At 48.6% G+C, this 20,111-nt stretch carries 11 protein-coding genes and 1 pseudogene; 9 read left to right on the top strand and 3 right to left on the bottom strand.

Going from position 1 to position 20,111, the window contains the following annotated elements:
• Positions 1–103: 103 nt before the first annotated feature.
• The gene (gene nifJ, locus FQ015_RS21095; protein WP_039020839.1) at positions 104–3,628 is read right to left on the bottom strand and encodes a pyruvate:ferredoxin (flavodoxin) oxidoreductase; all 3,525 of its coding nucleotides are present in this window, start codon (positions 3,626–3,628) and stop codon (positions 104–106) included.
• A gap of 273 nt (positions 3,629–3,901) precedes the next feature.
• Here nifJ and FQ015_RS21090 point away from each other — a divergent pair, with 273 nt between their 5' ends.
• Entirely contained in the window at positions 3,902–4,168 is a 267-nt protein-coding gene (locus FQ015_RS21090) for a putative hemolysin (protein WP_001295715.1), read from the top strand.
• On the opposite strand, the gene hslJ is transcribed toward FQ015_RS21090, so the two are convergent.
• Entirely contained in the window at positions 4,165–4,587 is a 423-nt protein-coding gene (hslJ, locus tag FQ015_RS21085; protein WP_160524468.1) for a heat shock protein HslJ, read from the bottom strand. The two genes, FQ015_RS21090 and hslJ, sit on opposite strands and share 4 nt — an antisense overlap.
• Before the next feature lie 110 nt (positions 4,588–4,697).
• On the bottom strand, positions 4,698–5,687 hold the full coding sequence (gene ldhA / locus FQ015_RS21080) for a D-lactate dehydrogenase (protein ID WP_000762229.1): 990 nt from the start codon (positions 5,685–5,687) through the stop codon (positions 4,698–4,700).
• 207 nt (positions 5,688–5,894) lie between these two features.
• Between ldhA and FQ015_RS21075 the strand changes: the two genes are divergently transcribed.
• From FQ015_RS21075 to FQ015_RS21040, 8 genes and pseudogenes are all read left to right on the top strand, one after another.
• The gene (locus tag FQ015_RS21075; RefSeq protein WP_160524467.1) at positions 5,895–8,534 is read left to right on the top strand and encodes a YdbH family protein; all 2,640 of its coding nucleotides are present in this window, start codon (positions 5,895–5,897) and stop codon (positions 8,532–8,534) included.
• The gene (locus tag FQ015_RS21070) at positions 8,531–8,716 is read left to right on the top strand and encodes a YnbE family lipoprotein (RefSeq protein WP_000698145.1); all 186 of its coding nucleotides are present in this window, start codon (positions 8,531–8,533) and stop codon (positions 8,714–8,716) included. The genes FQ015_RS21075 and FQ015_RS21070 overlap by 4 nt, the downstream gene beginning before the upstream one ends.
• Before the next feature lie 7 nt (positions 8,717–8,723).
• Positions 8,724–9,047: a YdbL family protein gene (locus FQ015_RS21065; RefSeq protein WP_160524466.1), complete on the top strand. Its 324-nt coding sequence runs from the start codon at positions 8,724–8,726 to the stop codon at positions 9,045–9,047.
• Between the two features lie 399 nt (positions 9,048–9,446).
• Positions 9,447–14,993 (top strand): BigA/YdbA N-terminal beta-barrel domain-containing protein, encoded by a 5,547-nt coding sequence (locus FQ015_RS21060; RefSeq protein ID WP_160524465.1) that lies wholly within the window; start codon positions 9,447–9,449, stop codon positions 14,991–14,993.
• 207 nt (positions 14,994–15,200) lie between these two features.
• Positions 15,201–16,061 (top strand): pyridoxine 4-dehydrogenase, encoded by an 861-nt coding sequence (gene pdxI / locus FQ015_RS21055; protein WP_160524464.1) that lies wholly within the window; start codon positions 15,201–15,203, stop codon positions 16,059–16,061.
• Positions 16,062–16,124: 63 nt separating this feature from the next.
• On the top strand, positions 16,125–18,431 hold the full coding sequence (locus tag FQ015_RS21050; protein WP_160524463.1) for a DUF2773 domain-containing bactofilin: 2,307 nt from the start codon (positions 16,125–16,127) through the stop codon (positions 18,429–18,431).
• A gap of 170 nt (positions 18,432–18,601) precedes the next feature.
• A complete protein-coding gene (locus FQ015_RS21045; protein WP_160524462.1) occupies positions 18,602–19,207 on the top strand; it encodes a CDP-alcohol phosphatidyltransferase family protein in 606 nt (201 codons plus the stop codon).
• Positions 19,207–20,102: pseudogene (locus FQ015_RS21040) on the top strand (phosphatidate cytidylyltransferase). The gene FQ015_RS21045 and the pseudogene FQ015_RS21040 overlap by 1 nt, the downstream one beginning before the upstream one ends.
• The last annotated feature ends 9 nt before the right edge of the window (positions 20,103–20,111 follow it).

Raw genomic sequence — 20,111 nt, 5'->3', positions numbered from 1 at the left:
GTTAGGGCGCGGCTGGTAACAGAGCCTTACAGGCGCATTTGAAAAACCTCCGGCTATGCCGGAGGATATTTATTTAGAATTGGATAATCCTTATCCAGAGCATTTAATCGGTGTTGCTTTTTTCCGCTTTTCCGGCCATTTGTGCCAGGAAGTCATAGCGTTTTTGCAAATCAGCTGCGGCATCTTTCCATAACTGTTCTGCCACTTCTGGCTGCTGCGAATTCAGACGACGGAAACGCTGCTCGTGAAGTAACGTTTCTTCCAGTGCTTCTGACGGCGGTCGTGAATCCAGCGCCAGCGGCAGTTTGCCTTCATCGGCACGACGCGGATCAAAGCGATATAGCGGCCAGAAGCCGGTAGCAGTGAGTTGGCGCATCTGGTCGTGACTGAGTGCCAGATCGTAACCATGCTCTTCACACGGGCTATAAGCGATGATCAGCGATGGCCCCGGATACGCTTCCGCTTCCTGAATCGCTTTCACCGTCTGGTTGAGCTGCGCGCCGAGAGAAATCTGCGCCACATAAACATGACCGTACATCATCATACTGACGCCAAGATCTTTACGCGCTTTACGTTTGCCGTGCTCGCCAAACTTAGTCACCGCGCCAAGCGGCGTGGCTTTTGACGCCTGACCACCGGTATTGGAATAGCATTGCGTATCCAGCACCAGAATGTTGACGTTTTCCGTCAAACTCAATACATGATCCAAACCGCCAAAGCCGATATCGTAAGCCCAGCCATCGCCACCAATCAGCCAGATCGATTTTTCCACCAGTGCATCTGCATCACGTAGCAGTTCATGTGCTTCGGCAACATCGTTGAGTTGCTGACGTAAAGCTGCAACCTGTTCACGACGAACCTCTGGCGTGGCGTCTGATTTCAACGCAGTCAGTAATTCCGCCGGGATTTTATCGGCAAATTGATCCAGCAGACGCAGCACGCGGACACGGTGTTGATCGACCGTCAGGCGGAAACCAAGGCCGAATTCGGCGTTATCTTCAAACAGCGAGTTCGCCCATGCCGGTCCACGACCGTTGGCATCAGTGGTATATGGTGTGGAGGGCAGGTTACCACCATAAATTGAAGAACAACCCGTAGCGTTAGCGATCAACATCCGATCGCCATAGAGCTGAGTCAGCAATTTAATATACGGCGTCTCGCCACAACCAGAGCAAGCACCTGAATATTCAAACAGCGGTGTAATCAGTTGCGATGTACGAATATCAATACGTTCCAGTTTGCTGCGATCGATTTCTGGTAAATTCAGGAAGAAGTCGTAATTGATTTTCTCTTCCTCGACATGTTCCAGGCGCGACATCATATTGATGGCTTTAATCTCTGGATCCTGACGGTCTTTCGCCGGGCAAACTTCGACGCACAGGTTACAGCCGGTGCAATCTTCCGGAGCTACCTGCAAGACATATTTCTGCCCGCGCATATCACGCGATTTTACATCCAGCGAATGCAGGCTGGCAGGGGCATTTTCCATTGCTTCAGGCGGCACCACTTTGGCGCGAATAGCTGAGTGTGGGCAAGCGGCAACGCAGTGGTTACATTGGGTACAGAGTTCCTCTTTCCAGATGGGGATCTCTTCGGCAATATTGCGTTTTTCCCAGCGGGTGGTACCCATCGGCCAGGTGCCGTCTGGCGGCAGCGCCGAAACGGGGAGAGCATCGCCAAGTCCGGCGAGCATCGCAGCGGTAACGGTTTTCACGAAATCAGGAGCAGCATCGGAAACCACAGGCGGTCGATTGGCGCTGTGCGGATTAACCGGCTGCAGCGGAACTTCTTCTACCGATTCACGCGCCAGTGCCAGAGCCTGCCAGTTGCGTTCCACCAGATCCTGGCCTTTGCTGCTGTAGCTTTTGGCAATCGCGCCCTGCAATTCGGCCAGGGCGCTGTCGCCAGGCAGAATTTGCGTCAGATGGAAAAAAGCCATCTGCATGACGGTATTAATACGGGCCGCCAGGCCACATTCACGGGCGATTTTCGCCGCGTTAATCACATAGAAACGCGCTTTTTTCTGGTTTAGCACGGCCTGAACTTCCTGCGGTAAGCGCGACCACACTTCCTCTGCGCTGTACGGCGTGTTGAGCAGGAAAATGCCGCCAGGTTTCAAACGTTCAGCCATCTGATATTTGTCGATAAACTGCAACTGGTGACAGCCAACAAAATCAGCCTGGGAAATGAGATAAGCGGAACGAATCGGCTGCTCGCTCACGCGAAGGTGAGAAACCGTCAGGCCGCCTGCCTTTTTGGAGTCGTAAACAAAATAGCCCTGTGCGTACCACGGCGTGGAATTACCGATAATTTTGATATTGTTTTTGGTCGCCGAAACGCTGCCATCACTACCAAGACCATAAAACAAGGCTTCCAGTTTCGCCGAGTTTGGCAGGGTGTTTTCCGGCAACGGCAGTGACAGATTGGTCACATCATCGTAAATACCAACCGTAAAGCGCGCTTTCGGTTTAGCCGCAGTGAGTTCGGCAAATACTGCCAGAACACAGTCCGGGCCAAATTCTTTTGATGAAAGACCATAGCGCCCGCCGATGACACGGGGCAGGGTTTCGCGCTCGCCATTATTAAAGGCTTCAGCCAGTGTGGTCATTACATCCAGGTACAGGGGTTCCGCTTGCGCACCTGGCTCTTTGGTGCGATCCAGCACCGCCACTGTCCGAACAGAGTCCGGCAATGCTTGCAGTAAGTGTTTGGCAGAGAATGGGCGGTACAGGCGAACTTTTAGCACGCCCACTTTTTCGCCTCGGGTCAGCAATTCGTCAACCACTTCTTCACAGGTGCCGATGGCAGAGCCCATCAGGATAATCACCCGTTCCGCTTGTGGATGCCCGTAATACTCAAACGGCTGATACTGGCGACCTGTCGCGGCAGCGAAATCATTCATTGCCTGTTCAACATGGTCATAGACTGCGTTGTACCATGGGTTGGTGGCTTCGCGAGACTGGAAATAAGTGTCAGGATTGGCGGACGTACCGCGGATCACCGGATGTTCCGGGTTGAGTGCACGGGCGCGATGAGCATCAATTTCTGCCTGCGGCATCAGTTCAAGAATAGTGTCATCGGCCAGCGGGACAATTTTATTGATTTCGTGGGACGTGCGGAAACCATCAAAGAAATGAATAAATGGAACGCGGCTTTTCAGCGTCGCGATGTGCGAAATGAGAGCAAAGTCTTGCGCTTCCTGGACGTTTGCCGCACACAACATCGCGCAACCCGTCTGGCGCACCGCCATAACGTCGGAATGATCGCCAAAAATAGAGAGTGCATGTGTGGCAACGGTACGAGCCGCAACATGCAGGACAAACGGCGTCAGTTGGCCTGCCAGTTTGTACAGCGTTGGGATCATCAGCAGCAAACCCTGCGATGACGTAAACGATGTTGAGAGGGCGCCAGTTTGCAAAGCACCATGCACGGTAGCGATAGCACCCGCTTCCGACTGCATTTCAACCACGCGTGGTGTGTCTCCCCAAACGTTTTTCAAGCCGTTTCCGGCCCATGCATCAGCCTGTTCTGCCATCGTGGAACTGGGGGTAATAGGGTAGATGGCGATAACTTCACTGGTGCGAAACGCCACCGAAGCAACCGCGCCATTACCGTCAATAGTAATCATATGACACCCTTACATTGCGCAAATGAGGGGCGCACGAAATTGCTGCGCGCCCAGTAGTTATCTTTCAATTTTAGCAAATGGCTTTCTTCTGCATTTTCGCTTTTGTGTCCCACACATCAGCGTAATGAATGTTTTGATCAAACAGAGGGCAAAAAAATAGCCATAAAAAAGTAAAAATGCGGGGCAACGCGCAGGACAGCTCTCGACGTCGCCCTCTGTGCTGCCTATTATTTATGGCGGTGTCGTTTGGCTTGAAGATCAGAGGAAGAAAAGATGCGAGCAGCGTTTTGGGTAGGGTGTGCCGCTTTATTATTGTCGGCGTGTAGTAGTGAACCTGTTCAGCAGGCGACTGCGGCGCACGTAGCGCCAGGTTTAAAAGCGTCGATGTCCAGTAGTGGAGAAGCAAATTGTGCAATGATCGGCGGTTCGCTTTCTGTTGCCCGTCAACTGGATGGTACGGCGATTGGGATGTGTGCATTACCCAACGGCAAACGCTGTAGCGAACAGTCACTTGCCGCCGGGAGCTGTGGCAGCTATTAATTCATTAAATCCGCCAGCTTATAAGTTAATGTCTGTTTCGCGGTCGCCAGCGTTAACTGGTTCGCGGTCAGATCCACTTGTGCACCTTCTTTCAGCATTTCGCTAATGGTGTTATCGAGTTCATTAAGCTGCGGGTTAGCGCACATCATACGGGTCATTGCCAGCCCTTTGGCTGTCAGTTCACCATTAGACAGTTTGCCTTCACCGCTAAAGCGGTTACACATGCTGCCGGAAATCATCATCTTTTCACCAAAGCTGATTTCTGGCGGGTTTTTATCGCTGGTCACGGGCTTACAGTTTACGCTTTCCAGCACAAAGCGATGATGCTGTAGCTGTTCTGGGGTTACAGCAATTTTGTCATTACTTACACATCCCGCCATCAGCAGGCTTAGCGCAACAAGCGCGGCTACTTTCTTCATTGTGGTTCTCAATTACGGTTTCTGACTGAGGAATATTTTAAGAATAGAGGATGAAATATCTTTGGGGATTATCTGAATAAGCTCCCCTGGCGTACAGGGGAGCGGCAAGATTAAACCAGTTCGTTCGGGCAGGTTTCGCCTTTTTCCAGATTGCTTAAGTTTTGCAGGGTAGTTTGGGAAATACTGGTCAGAGCTTCTGCTGTCAGGAATGCCTGGTGCCCGGTAAACAGCACGTTGTGGCAGGCAGACAGTCGACGGAAGACATCATCCTGGATCACGTCGTTGGATTTATCTTCAAAGAACAGATCGCGTTCGTTTTCATACACGTCCATACCCAACGAACCAATTTTCTGGTTTTTCAGCGCTTCAATTGCCGCCTGAGAATCAATCAATGCACCGCGACTGGTATTGACGATCATCACGCCATTTTTCATCTGATCGAAGGCGGCCTCGTTCAACAGATGGTAGTTTTCCGGTGTCAGCGGGCAGTGCAGAGAGATAACGTCTGATTCAGAGAAGAGGGTTGGCAGATCGACATACTCCACGCCGAGCTCCAGCGCCGCCGCACTTGGGTACGGATCGAACGCCAGCAGACGCATACCAAAACCTTTGAGAATGCGCAGCATCGCCACACCGATTTTACCAGTACCGATAACGCCTGCCGTTTTGCCATACATAGTAAAGCCGGTCAGACCTTCCAGAGAGAAGTTGGCGTCACGAGTACGCTGATACGCGCGATGGATACGGCGGTTCAGCGTCATCATCATACCGATGGCGTGTTCAGCAACAGCTTCTGGATCATAGGCTGGAACACGGACTACTTTCAGCCCCAGTTCTTTTGCTGCGTCAAGGTCGACGTTATTGAAACCGGCACAGCGCAGGGCGATATATTTAACGCCGTGCTTTTTCAGTTCTTCCAGCACCGGGCGGCTGCCGTCATCGTTTACGAAAATACATACCGCTTCGCAGCCATTGGCAGTTTTAGCGGTTTTTTCCGTCAGCAGAAAGTCAAAAAATTCCAGCTCAAAGCCAAAGGACTCGTTCACCTGTTGCAGGTACTTCTTGTCGTACTGTTTTGTGCTATAAACGGCGAGTTTCATAAGACTTTCTCCAGTGATGTTGAATCACATTTAAGCTACTAAAAATATTTTACAAAATTTCAAATATAATTGAAAGCTATGGCGATATTGAAAAATTCATCAACAACTATGCTTAGTGTAGGCGCAACCTTCAACTGAACGGTTAAACATGCCACAATACCCGTATTGAATGCTTAATTTTTCGCTAAATCAGGATATTAACTACCCATGCTGGGTAAATATAAAGCCGTTCTCGCGCTGTTATTACTGATTATTCTTGTGCCGTTGACGCTGCTGATGACGCTCGGCTTGTGGGTTCCCACGCTGGCGGGCATCTGGCTACCGCTCGGGACACGTATTGCATTAGATGAAAGTCCACGCATTACGCGTAAAGGTTTAATCATTCCCGATCTCCGTTATCTGGTAGGAGATTGTCAGCTTGCACATATCACAAACGCCAGCCTTTCTCATCCCAGCCGCTGGTTATTGAACGTCGGCACGGTAGAACTTGATTCTGCTTGTCTGGCGAAATTGCCGCAGACGGAGCAATCGCCAGCCGCTCCAAAAACCCTCGCGCAGTGGCAGGCCATGTTGCCTAACACCTGGATCAATATCGATAAACTGATTTTTTCTCCCTGGCAGGAATGGCAGGGAAAACTCTCTCTCGCATTAAACTCCGATATCCAGCAACTGCGTTATCAGGGCGAAAAAGTTAAATTTCAAGGCCAGCTGAAAGGGCAACAACTTACAGTCAGCGAACTGGATGTCGTCGCGTTTGAAAATCAGCCGCCAGTTAAACTGGTGGGGGAATTTACTATGCCGCTAGTGCCGGATGGACTGCCTGTAAGTGGTCATGCTACTGCGACGTTAAACTTGCCGCAGGAGCCTTCACTGGTGGATGCCGAGCTGGACTGGCAGGAAAATAGCGGGCAATTGATTGTGCTGGCACGGGATAACGGCGATCCGTTGCTCGATCTGCCGTGGCAAATTACTCGCCAACAATTGACCGTAAGCGATGGTCGCTGGAGCTGGCCGTATGCAGGTTTTCCTTTGAGTGGACGACTGGGTGTCAAAGTAGACAACTGGCAGGCAGGGCTTGAGAACGCTCTGGTCAGCGGACGACTGAGTGTGCTGACCCAGGGGCAAGCGGGTAAAGGCAACGCGGTGCTTAATTTTGGCCCAGGAAAATTAAGCATGGATAACAGCCAGCTGCCTATGCAACTGACCGGTGAAGCGAAACAGGCGGACCTCATTTTATATGCCCGTTTACCTGCGCAGCTAAGCGGAAGTCTGACTGACCCAACGCTGGCCTTTGAGCCAGGCGCGTTATTACGTTCGAAGGGAAGAGTCATCGATTCGCTGGACATCGATGAAATCCGCTGGCCTTTAGCGGGTGTAAAAGTCACCCAACGTGGTGTTGACGGACGTTTGCAGGCCATTTTGCAGGCGCATGAAAATGAACTGGGCGATTTCGTACTGCATATGGATGGGCTGGCGAATGATTTTCTCCCTGACGCTGGCCGCTGGCAGTGGCGCTACTGGGGAAAAGGGAGTTTTACACCGATGAATGCCACCTGGGATGTCGCAGGAAAAGGTGAGTGGCATGACAGCACGATTACGCTGACCGATCTCTCCACCGGCTTTGACAAATTGCAATACGGGACAATGACGGTAGAAAAGCCGCGATTAATTCTCGACAAGCCCGTCGTCTGGGTACGTGACGCACAGCATCCCTCCTTTAGCGGCGCGCTGTCACTGGACGCCGGGCAAACGCTGTTCACGGGTGGCAGTGTGTTACCGCCATCAACCTTAAAATTTAGCGTCGATGGACGCGATCCGACGTATTTCCTCTTTAAAGGCGATTTACATGCTGGTGAGATTGGCCCGGTTCGGGTAAATGGTCGCTGGGACGGTATTCGTCTGCGCGGTAACGCCTGGTGGCCTAAACAATCACTGACCGTATTCCAGCCGCTGGTGCCACCCGACTGGAAGATGAACTTACGCGATGGCGAACTATATGCCCAGGTCGCATTTTCTGCTGCGCCTGAACAAGGATTCCGCGCGGGAGGGCACGGTGTGTTGAAAGGCGGTAGTGCCTGGATGCCAGATAATCAGGTCAACGGTGTCGATTTTGTTTTGCCATTTCGCTTTTCCGATGGAGCCTGGCATCTGGGGACTCGCGGCCCCGTTACGTTGCGAATTGCCGAAGTGATTAATCTGGTGACAGCGAAAAATATTACGGCTGACTTGCAAGGGCGTTATCCGTGGAGTGAAGACGAACCATTGTTGTTGACCGATGTTAGCGTCGATGTGTTAGGCGGTAACGTGCTGATGAAACAATTACGCATGCCGCAACATGACCCGGCGCTGTTGCGGCTGAATAATCTCTCATCCAGCGAACTGGTTAGCGCCGTCAATCCGAAACAATTTGCCATGTCCGGGGCATTTAGTGGTGCATTGCCGTTATGGCTAAACAACGAAAAATGGATTGTGAAAGATGGCTGGCTGGCAAATAGTGGACCAATGACCTTGCGACTGGATAAAGACACCGCAGATGCGGTAGTGAAAGACAATATGACCGCGGGTTCAGCAATTAACTGGTTGCGCTATATGGAAATTAGCCGTTCATCGACAAAAATTAATTTAAATAATCTCGGTTTATTAACCATGCAGGCCAACATTACAGGTACCAGTCGCGTTGATGGTAAAAGCGGTACGGTAAACCTTAATTACCATCATGAAGAGAATATTTTTACGCTGTGGCGCAGTTTACGCTTTGGCGATAATCTCCAGGCATGGTTGGAGCAGAACGCGCGTCTGCCGGAAAATGGCTGTCCGCAAGGAAAAGGGTGTGAGGAAAAACAATGAAAATTTTACTGGCTGCGTTGACGTCATCTTTTATGCTGGTTGGCTGTACGCCTCGCATTGAAGTCGCTGCACCTAAGGAACCGATCACTATCAATATGAACGTTAAAATTGAGCATGAGATCATCATTAAGGCAGACAAAGACGTTGAAGAGCTGCTCGAGACCCGTAGCGACCTTTTCTGAGGCGAGTATGAAGAGAAATTTAATACTGTATTTTGTCATTAATGCACTATTTAGCGCCAGTGCGATGGCACTGACGCTGGATGACGCTCGAACTCAGGGGCTTGTTGGAGAAACGTATAATGGTTATCTGGTTGCATTAAAAGCGGATACCGAAACACAAATGTTAGTCAAAACGATTAATGAATCACGTAAAAAAAGCTATCAAAAACTCGCCATAAAAAATAATCTACCGGTTGCAGAAATAGAAAAACTGGCTGGGCAGAAACTGGTAGCAAAAGCTAATTCTGGAGAATATATTCGCGGAATTAACGGGATGTGGATACAAAAATAATAAGTCGGAATTTGTCGAGTAAAATTTGTCTGGCTGTGCCTCCTTGAATGTTTCGTAACGACTATAATTCAATTGGTAATTATTTTTATTTAATCTCATGTGGATGCCAAAAATAAGTGTTTCATCAACAATATAATTTATTTGTGTAATGAATTAATCGCATTTTTTAATTCACCGATATTATCAAACTTAACTCTGTCACACCAATTTTTAAGTTGAAATGAACGCGTTAAAAATATAAATTAAAGAATAAACATATTGATTTAATGAATAAACGCATTCACTAAATCAATATATTTGTTCTGTTAAAAACAATATCCAGATTTCGAAAATTTGTAACTATATAACGCTGTGCAGTTTATCTGGACTGCATAATCATCTATTCATGAGGAATTTCATATGCAAAGGAAAAAAATGCTCAGTGTCTGTGTTGCAATGGCGTTAAGCAGCCAGACCTGGGCAGCAGATACGTCGATAACGGAAACATCGGATGACTCTCGTAAATCCAGCAAGATTAGCTGCCCGGTCAATATTAAATCACTGAGTAAAGAACAGTTAGAAAAGCTACCAGCAGAGTGTAAATCAGCTGAAGATCGTGAGTTAATGTCCTGGGCAGCAGTGGGCCTGGCTGCGGTAGCGACAGGAGTAGCGGTGTATGCACTCCACGATGATAATAATCATCACCACGACGATATGTCTCCAGTGCCGGACGATGGCGGCGACACACCAGTACCACCGGACGATGGCGGCGACACGCCAGTACCACCGGACGATGGCGGCGACACGCCAGTACCACCGGACGATGGCGGCGACACACCGGTACCACCGGACGATGGCGGCGACACGCCAGTACCACCGGACGATGGCGATGACACCCCAGTCAAACACGATCCTGTCGTTTACAATAATAATGTCACCTGGGATCAGGATGCTAAGACCGTAGAAATACGTAATACCACCTTCACCTATGCTAAAAATGAAGATGGCAGTTACACGCTCACTGGGCCAAATGGCAAAACGACGATCGTAAAAACCTGGTCCGTTGACGAGGCGGCCAACACTGTCAGCTTTGACGGCGTCAATACTGTGGGCGGGATCACCTGGAGTTATGATGACGATGGCAAAATCCATATTGTTAAAGAGGCGGGTACGGTTGCTGATGGAACGACAGGCGACCATTTTCAGGTTAACGATGCCACCATCACCGATAAGGGGGGAAATACCGCGTTGAATGGCGGTACAGTAATGGTGATTAATGGCGACCACATTGAGTTGACAAACGAGGGTAAAACAGAGGCTGTTGGCGAAGGTTCAGTGGTCGGTATTCTGACCGGCGATAATATAACCATTAATAATAACGGTGAGACGGTTGTCGATGGTGGCACGGCGGTTATCGTCAATGGCGATCGTACAATATTTAATAACACCGGCGACTCCACTGTCATTAATGGTGGAACAGGGGCGGTTATCACCGGTAATGATGTCAGAGTCAATAATAAAGGCAATATGTCTGTTGATGGGGAAAATTCAACAGGCAGTAAAATCACTGGTAATAACGCGACGGTTAAACAGGAAGGGGATTTATACGTTAGTAATGCTGCATTGGGCATTTATATTGACGGCGATGACGCGATAGTCAGCAACAAAGGCAATATAACGGTGGTTGATGAAAAATCGACCGGCGTTTCTCTTAGCGGCGATGCGTCGACGTTTATTAATATGGGGGATATATCTGTTAGTAATGGCAGTTCAGAGGCCAATGCGACAGGGATTCTGATTGAGGGCAATCATTCTACCCTTATCAATGTGGGTGACATTATTTCGAATAATTTCAGTACCGGGATTCGCGTCGCTGGAGATGACGGTCAGATTTCTCTGGCTGGCCGTATGGATGTAGGGAATTATTCAACCGGTCTGGATGTATCTGGAAATAATAACGCCATGAAGCTGGCGACGAATGAGCTTAATGTGACCGGCAATATGGCTACCGGAGTAAATATTTCGGGTGATGGTAATAATATCGACATTACCGGAAATATTCTGGTGGATAAAGATCAGACGGCTGATAATGCAGCAGATCACTTTTTCGACCCTTCCGTGGGCATTCGTGTTTCGGGAAACAGTAATGACCTGATGCTTGATGGTCAGTTAACTTTGAAGGTTGATAGCGAACTTGCGCAACACGCCTATGGTAATTTCAGTGGTAGTCAGGAAAACATCAGTGGGTTGGTGGTTTCGGGAGATGACAATAGCGTTACCTTACGGGGTGGTATTCAACTGATTGGTGAAGCATCGTCCATGACGGACGGTTCAGCCCCTGCCGCCAGTCGTACAGGCTATGGTGATATTCCGCTCATACAGGTCGATGGTCATTCGTCGGTTTATCTGGGGGGAGACTCCGTAATCAGCGGTGAATTTCCTGTGGGCTATACCGATATTATTCAGACAAGCAATAATGCCTTTCTTGAAATCACGGATGATGCGACCTTCAGTATGAAGGACATTGATGTTTATGCGCATTATAACAATTCGACATCAGCAATACTTAGCGCCAGTTCAGGATCGCAAGTCATCAATAACGGGTTTGTTGAACTCTGGAATATTGGGTTTGCCGAAATATCGGGTACGGGATCCGTTGCGACGAATAACGGCACTGTTTTACTTGAACAATATGATTACTCATCCGAAATCGATGTATCGCCGGAATCCTCCAGTAGGGCCTTTTTTAGCTACGTAGGCGGAACTGCGGTGAATAACGGTACCATCACGGCTAAAGTGATGGAACAGTATAGCGTTTTGAATATGTTCAATGCTTTGTCATTGAGCGACCCCTCAGTTTTTAATAATAGCGCTATTAGTATGACGGGCATGACTGCTCAGGATGATGGTTCAGCACTGAATGGTGCGAATGGCGTAATTGATATGTATGGCCGGGGTAATGTCGGCATGCTGGCGATTAATAATTCAACTGTAAATAATGCGGGCCAGATTACCCTGGATACGCTCTGGGTAGATGAAAACGACACCACTACCTTACGCAACGATATCGGCAGCGGCAATGCGAGAAAGTATGGTGTCGGCATGGCGGTAGGAACGGACAGTTATGATGGGGCAAGGAAAAATGCCACCGCGTTTAATCAGCAGCCAGGCACGATCACTATCTACAATGCCGGGGCCGGGATGGCGGCATACGGTACCGATAACACCGTGGTTAATCAGGGTACCATCAACCTCGAGAAGAATGAGAACTTTGATGACAGCCTGGGGGCGAATAAACTCGTCGGTATGGCAGTTTATAATGGCGGTACCGCAGTTAATGACCAGACAGGCATCATCAATATCAATGCTGAAAACGGGCAGGCGTTCTATAACGATGGCACCGGGACTATTGTTAACTACGGAACTATCTGTACTTTTGGTATATGCCAGGATCAAAACGCCTATAACCCGACTGATGGGTTTGTTTCATTAAGCTGGAGAAACGGCGATATCATTACGGTCGAGGGGGAAACGCTTAACCTGTCTTCATATGGCGGTACTACTGATATCACGGCAACAGCCGAAACCCTGGTAACCAACGCGGGTACGGTTACCGGGGGGCCTGTCACCGTGGCTGGCTTTGGTCATCTGGTCAATGAAACCACGGGCAGTATAAACGAGGTTGATATTGCAACGGGTGGGGAATACACCAACCAGGGCACGACAAAAACCGTTTCTGTGGATGGCGGCGTGTTTACTAACGAAGGTGTAGTGACCGGGCAGGTAGGTACAACCGTTGCGGGTTCTGTTATCAACAACTCCGGCACTATCAACACTGTTGAACAATGGGCCAGTACATTTTATAACGCCGGGACGGTAACCGCCTGGAAAGGGGCCTCTGCTTCTACCGTGATGAATAACGAAGCGGATGGAACGGTCAATAAAGTGAATTTTTCTGCCGCAGCCACCTTCAATAACGCAGGAACGGTTCACAGTGGTTCGGTTGATAAAAACGCGACATTCAATAACCTGGACGGTGGTGTTGTCGATCTTCTTGATAACGGACTTTGGGCTGGGCATTTCAACAACTGGGGTACAGTGAATGGTGATGCTGATATCGCTACCGGCGGTAATGGGCATACGTTGTATAACGGTACGACAGGTGTGATTAACGGCCAGGTTACGACGTCAAATAATAACGCCGGTAGCCGGGCAATTAACGATGGCACTATCAATATTGATAGTGCCATCGCCATGAATGCGCACGGCAGCGCAAAAATGGTTAACAATGGCACCATCAATGTCGGCAGCGAAGGCACGACACAAACAGGCATGATTGGGATGCAATTAGCATCGGACGCCAAAGCGGATGGTGTGGTTGAAAACAACGGTACGATTAATATCTACGCCAATAACTCCTGGGCTTTCAGCAAGCTCGGGAGCAATGGTCACATTGTTAACAACGGCACTGTTTATATTGACGACAGCGTGAATGGTTCCGGATTGATTAAACAATCTGGCACGGCGATAGAGGGCAGTGGCGAAGGGGGAGACGGTACGGAAGTACACTATGTCGACTTTACCGCGCCGGAAGAACCCACCATTACGCCATACGACGGCAGCCATTCTTCTTCCGTTAGCCGTAACGATGGCATGAACAACCTCAATGGTTACGTGGTGGGAACGAACGCCGACGGTAGCGCCGGTAAGCTGATGGTCAACAACGCCAGTATGAAAGGCGTGGAGATCAACACCGCTTTTGCGGCGGGAACGGCGGACAAAACCGTCAGCTTTGATGATGTGGTGCAAGGCAGCAACCTGACTGATGCGCAAGCGATCACTTCGACATCTGTTGTCTGGCAGGCGACAGGCAGTACCGACGCCAGCGGCAACGTTGATGTGACCATGAGCAAAAACGCCTACACCGATGTGGCGACGGATGCCTCAGTGAATGACGTGGCAAAAGCGCTGGATGCGGGTTACACCAACAACGAGCTGTATACCAGTCTGAACGTCGGCACCACTGCAGAGCTGAACAGCGCGCTAAAACAAGTCAGCGGGAGCCAGGCTACCACGGTATTCCGTGAGGCGCGCGTGTTAAGTAACCGCTTCAGCATGTTGGCGGACGCAGCACCGAAGATGGGCAACGGTCTGGCATTTAACGTGGTGGCGAAAGGCGATCCGCGTGCTGAGCTGGGTAACAATACCGAGTACGACATGCTGGCGCTGCGTAAAACCCTCGACCTGAGCGAAAACCAGACCATGAGCCTGGAGTACGGTATCGCCCGTCTGGACGGCGACGGTGCGCAGAAAGCGGGTGATAATGGTGTTACAGGCGGCTACAGCCAGTTCTTTGGCCTGAAGCATCAGATGTCCTTTGACAACGGTATGAGCTGGAATAACGCGCTGCGTTACGATATCCACCAACTGGACAGCAGCCGTTCGGTGGCTTACGGCGACATCAGTAAGACGGCAGACACGAATGTGAAACAACAGTACCTGGAGTTCCGCAGCGAAGGGGCGAAAACCTTTGAACCGCGCGAAGGGCTGAAAATCACGCCATATGTGGGTGTGAAACTGCGTCACACGCTGGAAGGCGGTTATCAGGAGCGTAATGCCGGAGACTTCAACCTGAGCATGAACAACGGCAGCGAAACGGCGGTGGACAGCATCGTTGGGCTGAAACTGGACTACGCAGGGAAAGACGGCTGGAGTGCGAACGCCGCGCTGGAAGGTGGGCCGAACCTGAGCTACACGAAGAGCCAGCGCACGGCAAGCCTGGCAGGCGCAGGCAGCCAGCACTTTAAGGTCGATGATGGGCAGAAGGGCGGCGGTATCAACAGCCTGGCAAGCGTCGGCGTGAAGTACAGCAGCAAAGAGAGCTCGCTGAATCTGGATGCCTATCACTGGAAAGAAGACGGCGTCAGCGATAAAGGCGTGATGCTCAATTTCAAGAAAACGTTCTAATTTTTAGTATGTGATGCATAAACCGCAACGCTGATACAGGTTGCGGTTTTTTATTGCCGGATGCGGCGCTTGACGCGTTTTGTTTTGGTGTTTTTCAGGACAATAGAGGAACTCATCCAGTAATCTTGTTTACGCCTTCGCATTATTTATCTCTTTTCATTTCTATACTGATTTTTCTGAATTCGTTTTATTACAGGGCAGGGTGCGATGAGCAGCAACACATTTACTCTCGGTACAAAATCCGTTAACCGTCTTGGTTATGGCGCGATGCAACTGGCAGGTCCTGGGGTTTTCGGCCCGCCCAGAGATCGCCACGTCGCTATAACCGTTCTGCGCGAGGCGCTAGCATTGGGCGTCAATCACATTGATACCAGTGACTTTTATGGTCCGCACGTCACCAATCAGATTATCCGCGAAGCGCTTTATCCTTACTCTGACGACCTGACCATTGTTACTAAAATTGGGGCGCGGCGTGGAGAGGACGCCTCCTGGTTGCCCGCATTTTCTCCGGCAGAGTTGCAAAAAGCGGTACACGATAATCTACGTAATCTCGGACTGGACGTACTGGATGTGGTTAACCTGCGCGTTATGATGGGGGATGATCATGGCCCAGCGGAAGGATCGATTGAAGCCAGCCTGACCGTGCTGGCAGAGATGCGACAACAAGGCCTGGTAAAACATATTGGCCTGAGCAACGTCACACCGACGCAGGTTGCAGAGGCGCGTAAGATTACCGAAATTGTCTGTGTGCAAAACGAATACAACATTGCTCATCGTGCTGATGACGCAATGATTGATGCTTTGGCTCGTGACGGCATTGCCTACGTGCCGTTCTTTCCGCTCGGGGGCTTTACGCCGCTGCAATCCTCCACGCTTTCCGATGTTGCTGCGAGCCTTAATGCGACACCAATGCAGGTGGCGCTGGCGTGGCTGTTACAACGTTCACCGAATATTTTGCTGATCCCAGGAACGTCTTCTGTTGCTCATTTACGGGAGAATATGGCCTCAGAAAAATTGCATCTTTCTGCGGACGTGTTGTCTACGTTGGATGGTATTTCGCGAGAATAACGAATATACAAAAGGGAAAGATGCATTTCCCTTTTGTTTCTTTTTTAATGGCATGGAGTGCATATGTTTAAGGCCAGGATTTGCGGCTGGATACGTTTACTTCCCCTGTTTATCCTGAGTCTTCCAGTACAGGCGGAACTTCGATGTGTTGCAAATGCAGTTGATATTAATCCATTTTTATCTGCGGCTACCGCTGAAGATAAACAGCAAGTTGAACAAGCTATCAACAGTAGCGTGAATCTTGTCCCCTTCGGTTTATCTGCATCGGACTGGAAAGTGCATCGTGGCGATTTAGTGGTAGACGGTAATATAGAAAGTAATGAAAAGTTGATTGTCCTTGGTAATTTGACAGTCAAAGGAAATATTTCCACTTTCTCACTTTCTAATCCATGGGTTATTCTCGGTAACGTGACGGCAACGAATATAGTTACAGATTCGCCACTGTTAATTACCGGTTCGATAAATGCAAGTGGACTGGTATTCATCGACTCATATTACGATAATCCGTCTACGATTAAGGGGAGTATTAATGCGCGTGGGATATTTATCAATGACATAATTGCACCTGTTATTGCGTCTTCGACAAATAGTGAATTCATGGTCCGTGCGAGTGATAAAAATGACACTGAAAATGTCAAAAAAGCGCTGATGATAATAAATCCTGATGCATATTATTGGGGTCTAATAAATGATGAAGATGCTCTGAAAGAAATTTTTAAGCGAAGCAATATTCGCATGGCAGGGAATGTCTGTAATCAGATGAAAAAAGAAGCGCTGTTTCGCCCTAAGCCTTCTCCTGAGTTAGTGCAGGAATTGCAAATGCTGGATGAAGGCAACGTTGCTGCATTTGAAGGACGAGATATTGCGACATTTGATCTTGCCATAATGCGAACTCTCCCAAGGCTTAAAGGAATTTCAGCTAACCTACGCAAACAACTTATTAATAGCAATGATGGACAAACGATTGCAAGTATGGCGAGATATATGCCTGACAATGAGATTCTGGAGTTGACCGATCAGCAATTGGGTTACCAGCCTGTTGTTCTGGGGTTGCTCGACCGTGAACCGCTCTCTGTCGAAATAATGACGCGAATGAGTCATCTACCTGATGGTGTCGGTCCGTTGAATCTTGCGCTACGTGAAAATCTCCCTCTGGATATCGTCATGACTCTGGCGAAAAGAGATTGGGATATGATCATTCAGGAGCTTTATAAAGATGCGTGGTTATTGCCCGAATCCATTATTGATGGCTATATCCGCAGTGATGATCCCTCTATTCGTCAGGTCGGTGCTGGAGGACAACTCACCTACAATCAGGCAATGCAGTTGGCGAACGATTCATCAAACAATGTTGTCACAAGCTTAGCGTTCAAGCTGGCAGAGATGAAACACCATGGTCAATTATTGCGGATGACGCCACAAGAGAGTGACAAAGTTGCAGTATATTTATACCAAAAATTCGAGAATGACGATGATCTAATACGTGTGTTATTTTTAGCATTGCCAGATAACTTACAGTTTAATTTTGTTAAAAGGATGGAGAAAAAATCCCCTGCCTACTTTTGCTGTCGGGATATGCAGGTAATTCACTCTGACGCTGCTCTACAACGGTTATTGACACGTTTCAACGATCCTGAGGGGTGGAGTAATCTGGCGAAAAATCAGTATCTGAGCACGTCGATGAAACAAAAAATTTGGCAACGTGCTTTATCGCATCGGAAAAATAATCCCAAAGCAGATTCAGATGCATATGAAACCAGCGCTGATATGATTTTGTCTGAGCTTATCAGCTACGGTGAAGTTGATGACCAGATGCTATTAAATGCCACCTCTCTGATACGTTCGGACGACTGGGACTTTTTAGAGAGTGCATTAATTAGTTGGGATAATTTACCCGCTGTTGTTCTCAAGGAATTACAGCAAAACACGCCACGCAATGATATTTGGGCGAAGTTTTTTCTGAGGCAGGAAAACAGTTCCCGTGCGCAGGTTAACGAAGCGTTACGTGTTTATTATGCACTCGACCCCGATGCGTTAGCACAACTGGATGTACTGGCAAAACAACCGGATCGTATATGGTGGAGTACACTGGCGAAAAGCAATCTCACATTTTTCAAGTTCGGCGCACTTAGCAACCGCCACACCCCCCCTGCGGCACTGGCGGCAGAAATTGATCCCGAGTGGTGGATTGTGGCGATGAATAATCCCCGCTTTCCAGTTGATGTATTGAAGGCGAGGCTGAAACGTAATCCTTTGCTGGCGTTAGAGCTTGTTAACCCTGAACTAGATTTAGTTCGCCAGCTGGCGCTTAACGGTAAGACGCGCGCAATACGGGAACAAGCGATGAGAAAACTTGATGAGTTGTATTGATCCACAACGTAATGTTTCTTAACCATTTGATTAATTGGGGATAATCATTCCTGGCAGTGAGTCCCCAATACCTTGATATATTCTGAATTTTTAATGAAGCGGCGTGTTGCGATATCTCCGTCAGGGGAATTGATGCACCATAGCGCAAACCGAATTATCAAGGATTGATAATGACGCTCTACCAGATAAAACCGCTCTTTCAGTCGCTGTTAAGGCCGACGATGTTTTGGCTTTATAAGCACCATGTTACAGCGAATCACATCACTCTTGCTGCACTGGCGCTTTCTCTTCTTACCGGATTGCTGTTGATGTTGGTGGCACGACCCATCCTCTTTTTGCTATTGCCCATCGTGCTTTTTGTCCGTATGGCACTCAATGCGCTGGATGGCATGATGGCGCGTGAGTGTAATCAGCAAACACGTCTTGGGGCGATTTTGAATGAAACTGGCGATGTTATTTCCGATATTGCGCTCTATTTACCGTTTTTATTTTTACCGGAAAGTAACGCATCACTCGTAATACTCATGTTATTTTGCACCCTATTGACTGAGTTTTGCGGTTTACTCGCGCAGACGATTAACGGTATTCGCAGTTATGCCGGTCCATTTGGCAAAAGCGATCGTGCGTTAATATTTGGTTTGTGGGGGCTGGCCGTTGCCATTTATCCACAGTGGATGCAATGGAATAATCTTTTATGGAGCATTGCTTCAATTCTGCTTCTCTGGACTGCGATTAATCGTTGTCGAAGCGTGCTCCTTATGAGCGCTGAAAAGTAATGCTGGAAAAATCTCTGGCAATACTTTTCGTGTTGTTAATTTTAGCAACGCTGATAAACCGTTTTCTGGTATGGCGGTTACCGGAGAGAAAAGGAGATGAAGTTACATTACGTATTCGTACCTGGTGGAGCATCGTTATTTGTTTTTCACTAGTGATTTCAGGTCCACGCTTGATGACATTGACGTTTTTTGCGCTGATAAGTTTTCTGGCATTGAAAGAATATTGTACGCTTGTATTCGTACATTTTCCGCGTTGGTTATATTGGGTTATTCCTCTTAACTATTTGCTTATCGGTTTTAATTGCTTTGAGCTGTTTCTGTTATTTATACCTTTGGCTGGGTTTCTGATATTAGCCACCTGGCGAGTTTTTGTGGGTGACCCCTCCGGTTTTCTGCATACCGTGAGCGCCATTTTTTGTGGCTGGATAATGACCGTTTTCGCCTTGAGTCATGCCGCCTGGTTATTAATGTTGCCAACCACAAATATCCAGGGCGGGGCGTTACTGGTGTTATTCCTTTTGGCATTAACCGAGTCAAACGATATTGCACAGTATTTATGGGGAAAATCCTGCGGCAGAAGAAAAGTGGTCCCTAAAATCAGCCCGGGAAAAACATTGGAAGGTCTGATGGGCGGCGTAATCACCACCATGATTGCGTCACTGATTATTGGACCGTTGCTGACACCGCTAGATACATTACAGGCATTATTAGCGGGTTTGTTAATTGGTATTAGTGGTTTTTGCGGCGATGTAGTGATGTCAGCCATCAAACGAGATATTGGTGTTAAAGATAGTGGAAAACTATTACCAGGACATGGCGGACTCCTTGACAGGATTGACTCATTAATTTTCACCGCTCCGGTATTTTTTATTTTATTCGCTACTGCTGTTACTGAAGGAAAATA

Origin of the sequence: Escherichia sp. HH26CH (genome assembly GCF_009820205.1) — a bacterium.
GTDB lineage: Bacteria > Pseudomonadota > Gammaproteobacteria > Enterobacterales > Enterobacteriaceae > Escherichia > Escherichia coli_F.
Note: the sequence above shows the minus strand (reverse complement) of the source record. Positions and strands in the feature narration are given on the sequence as shown.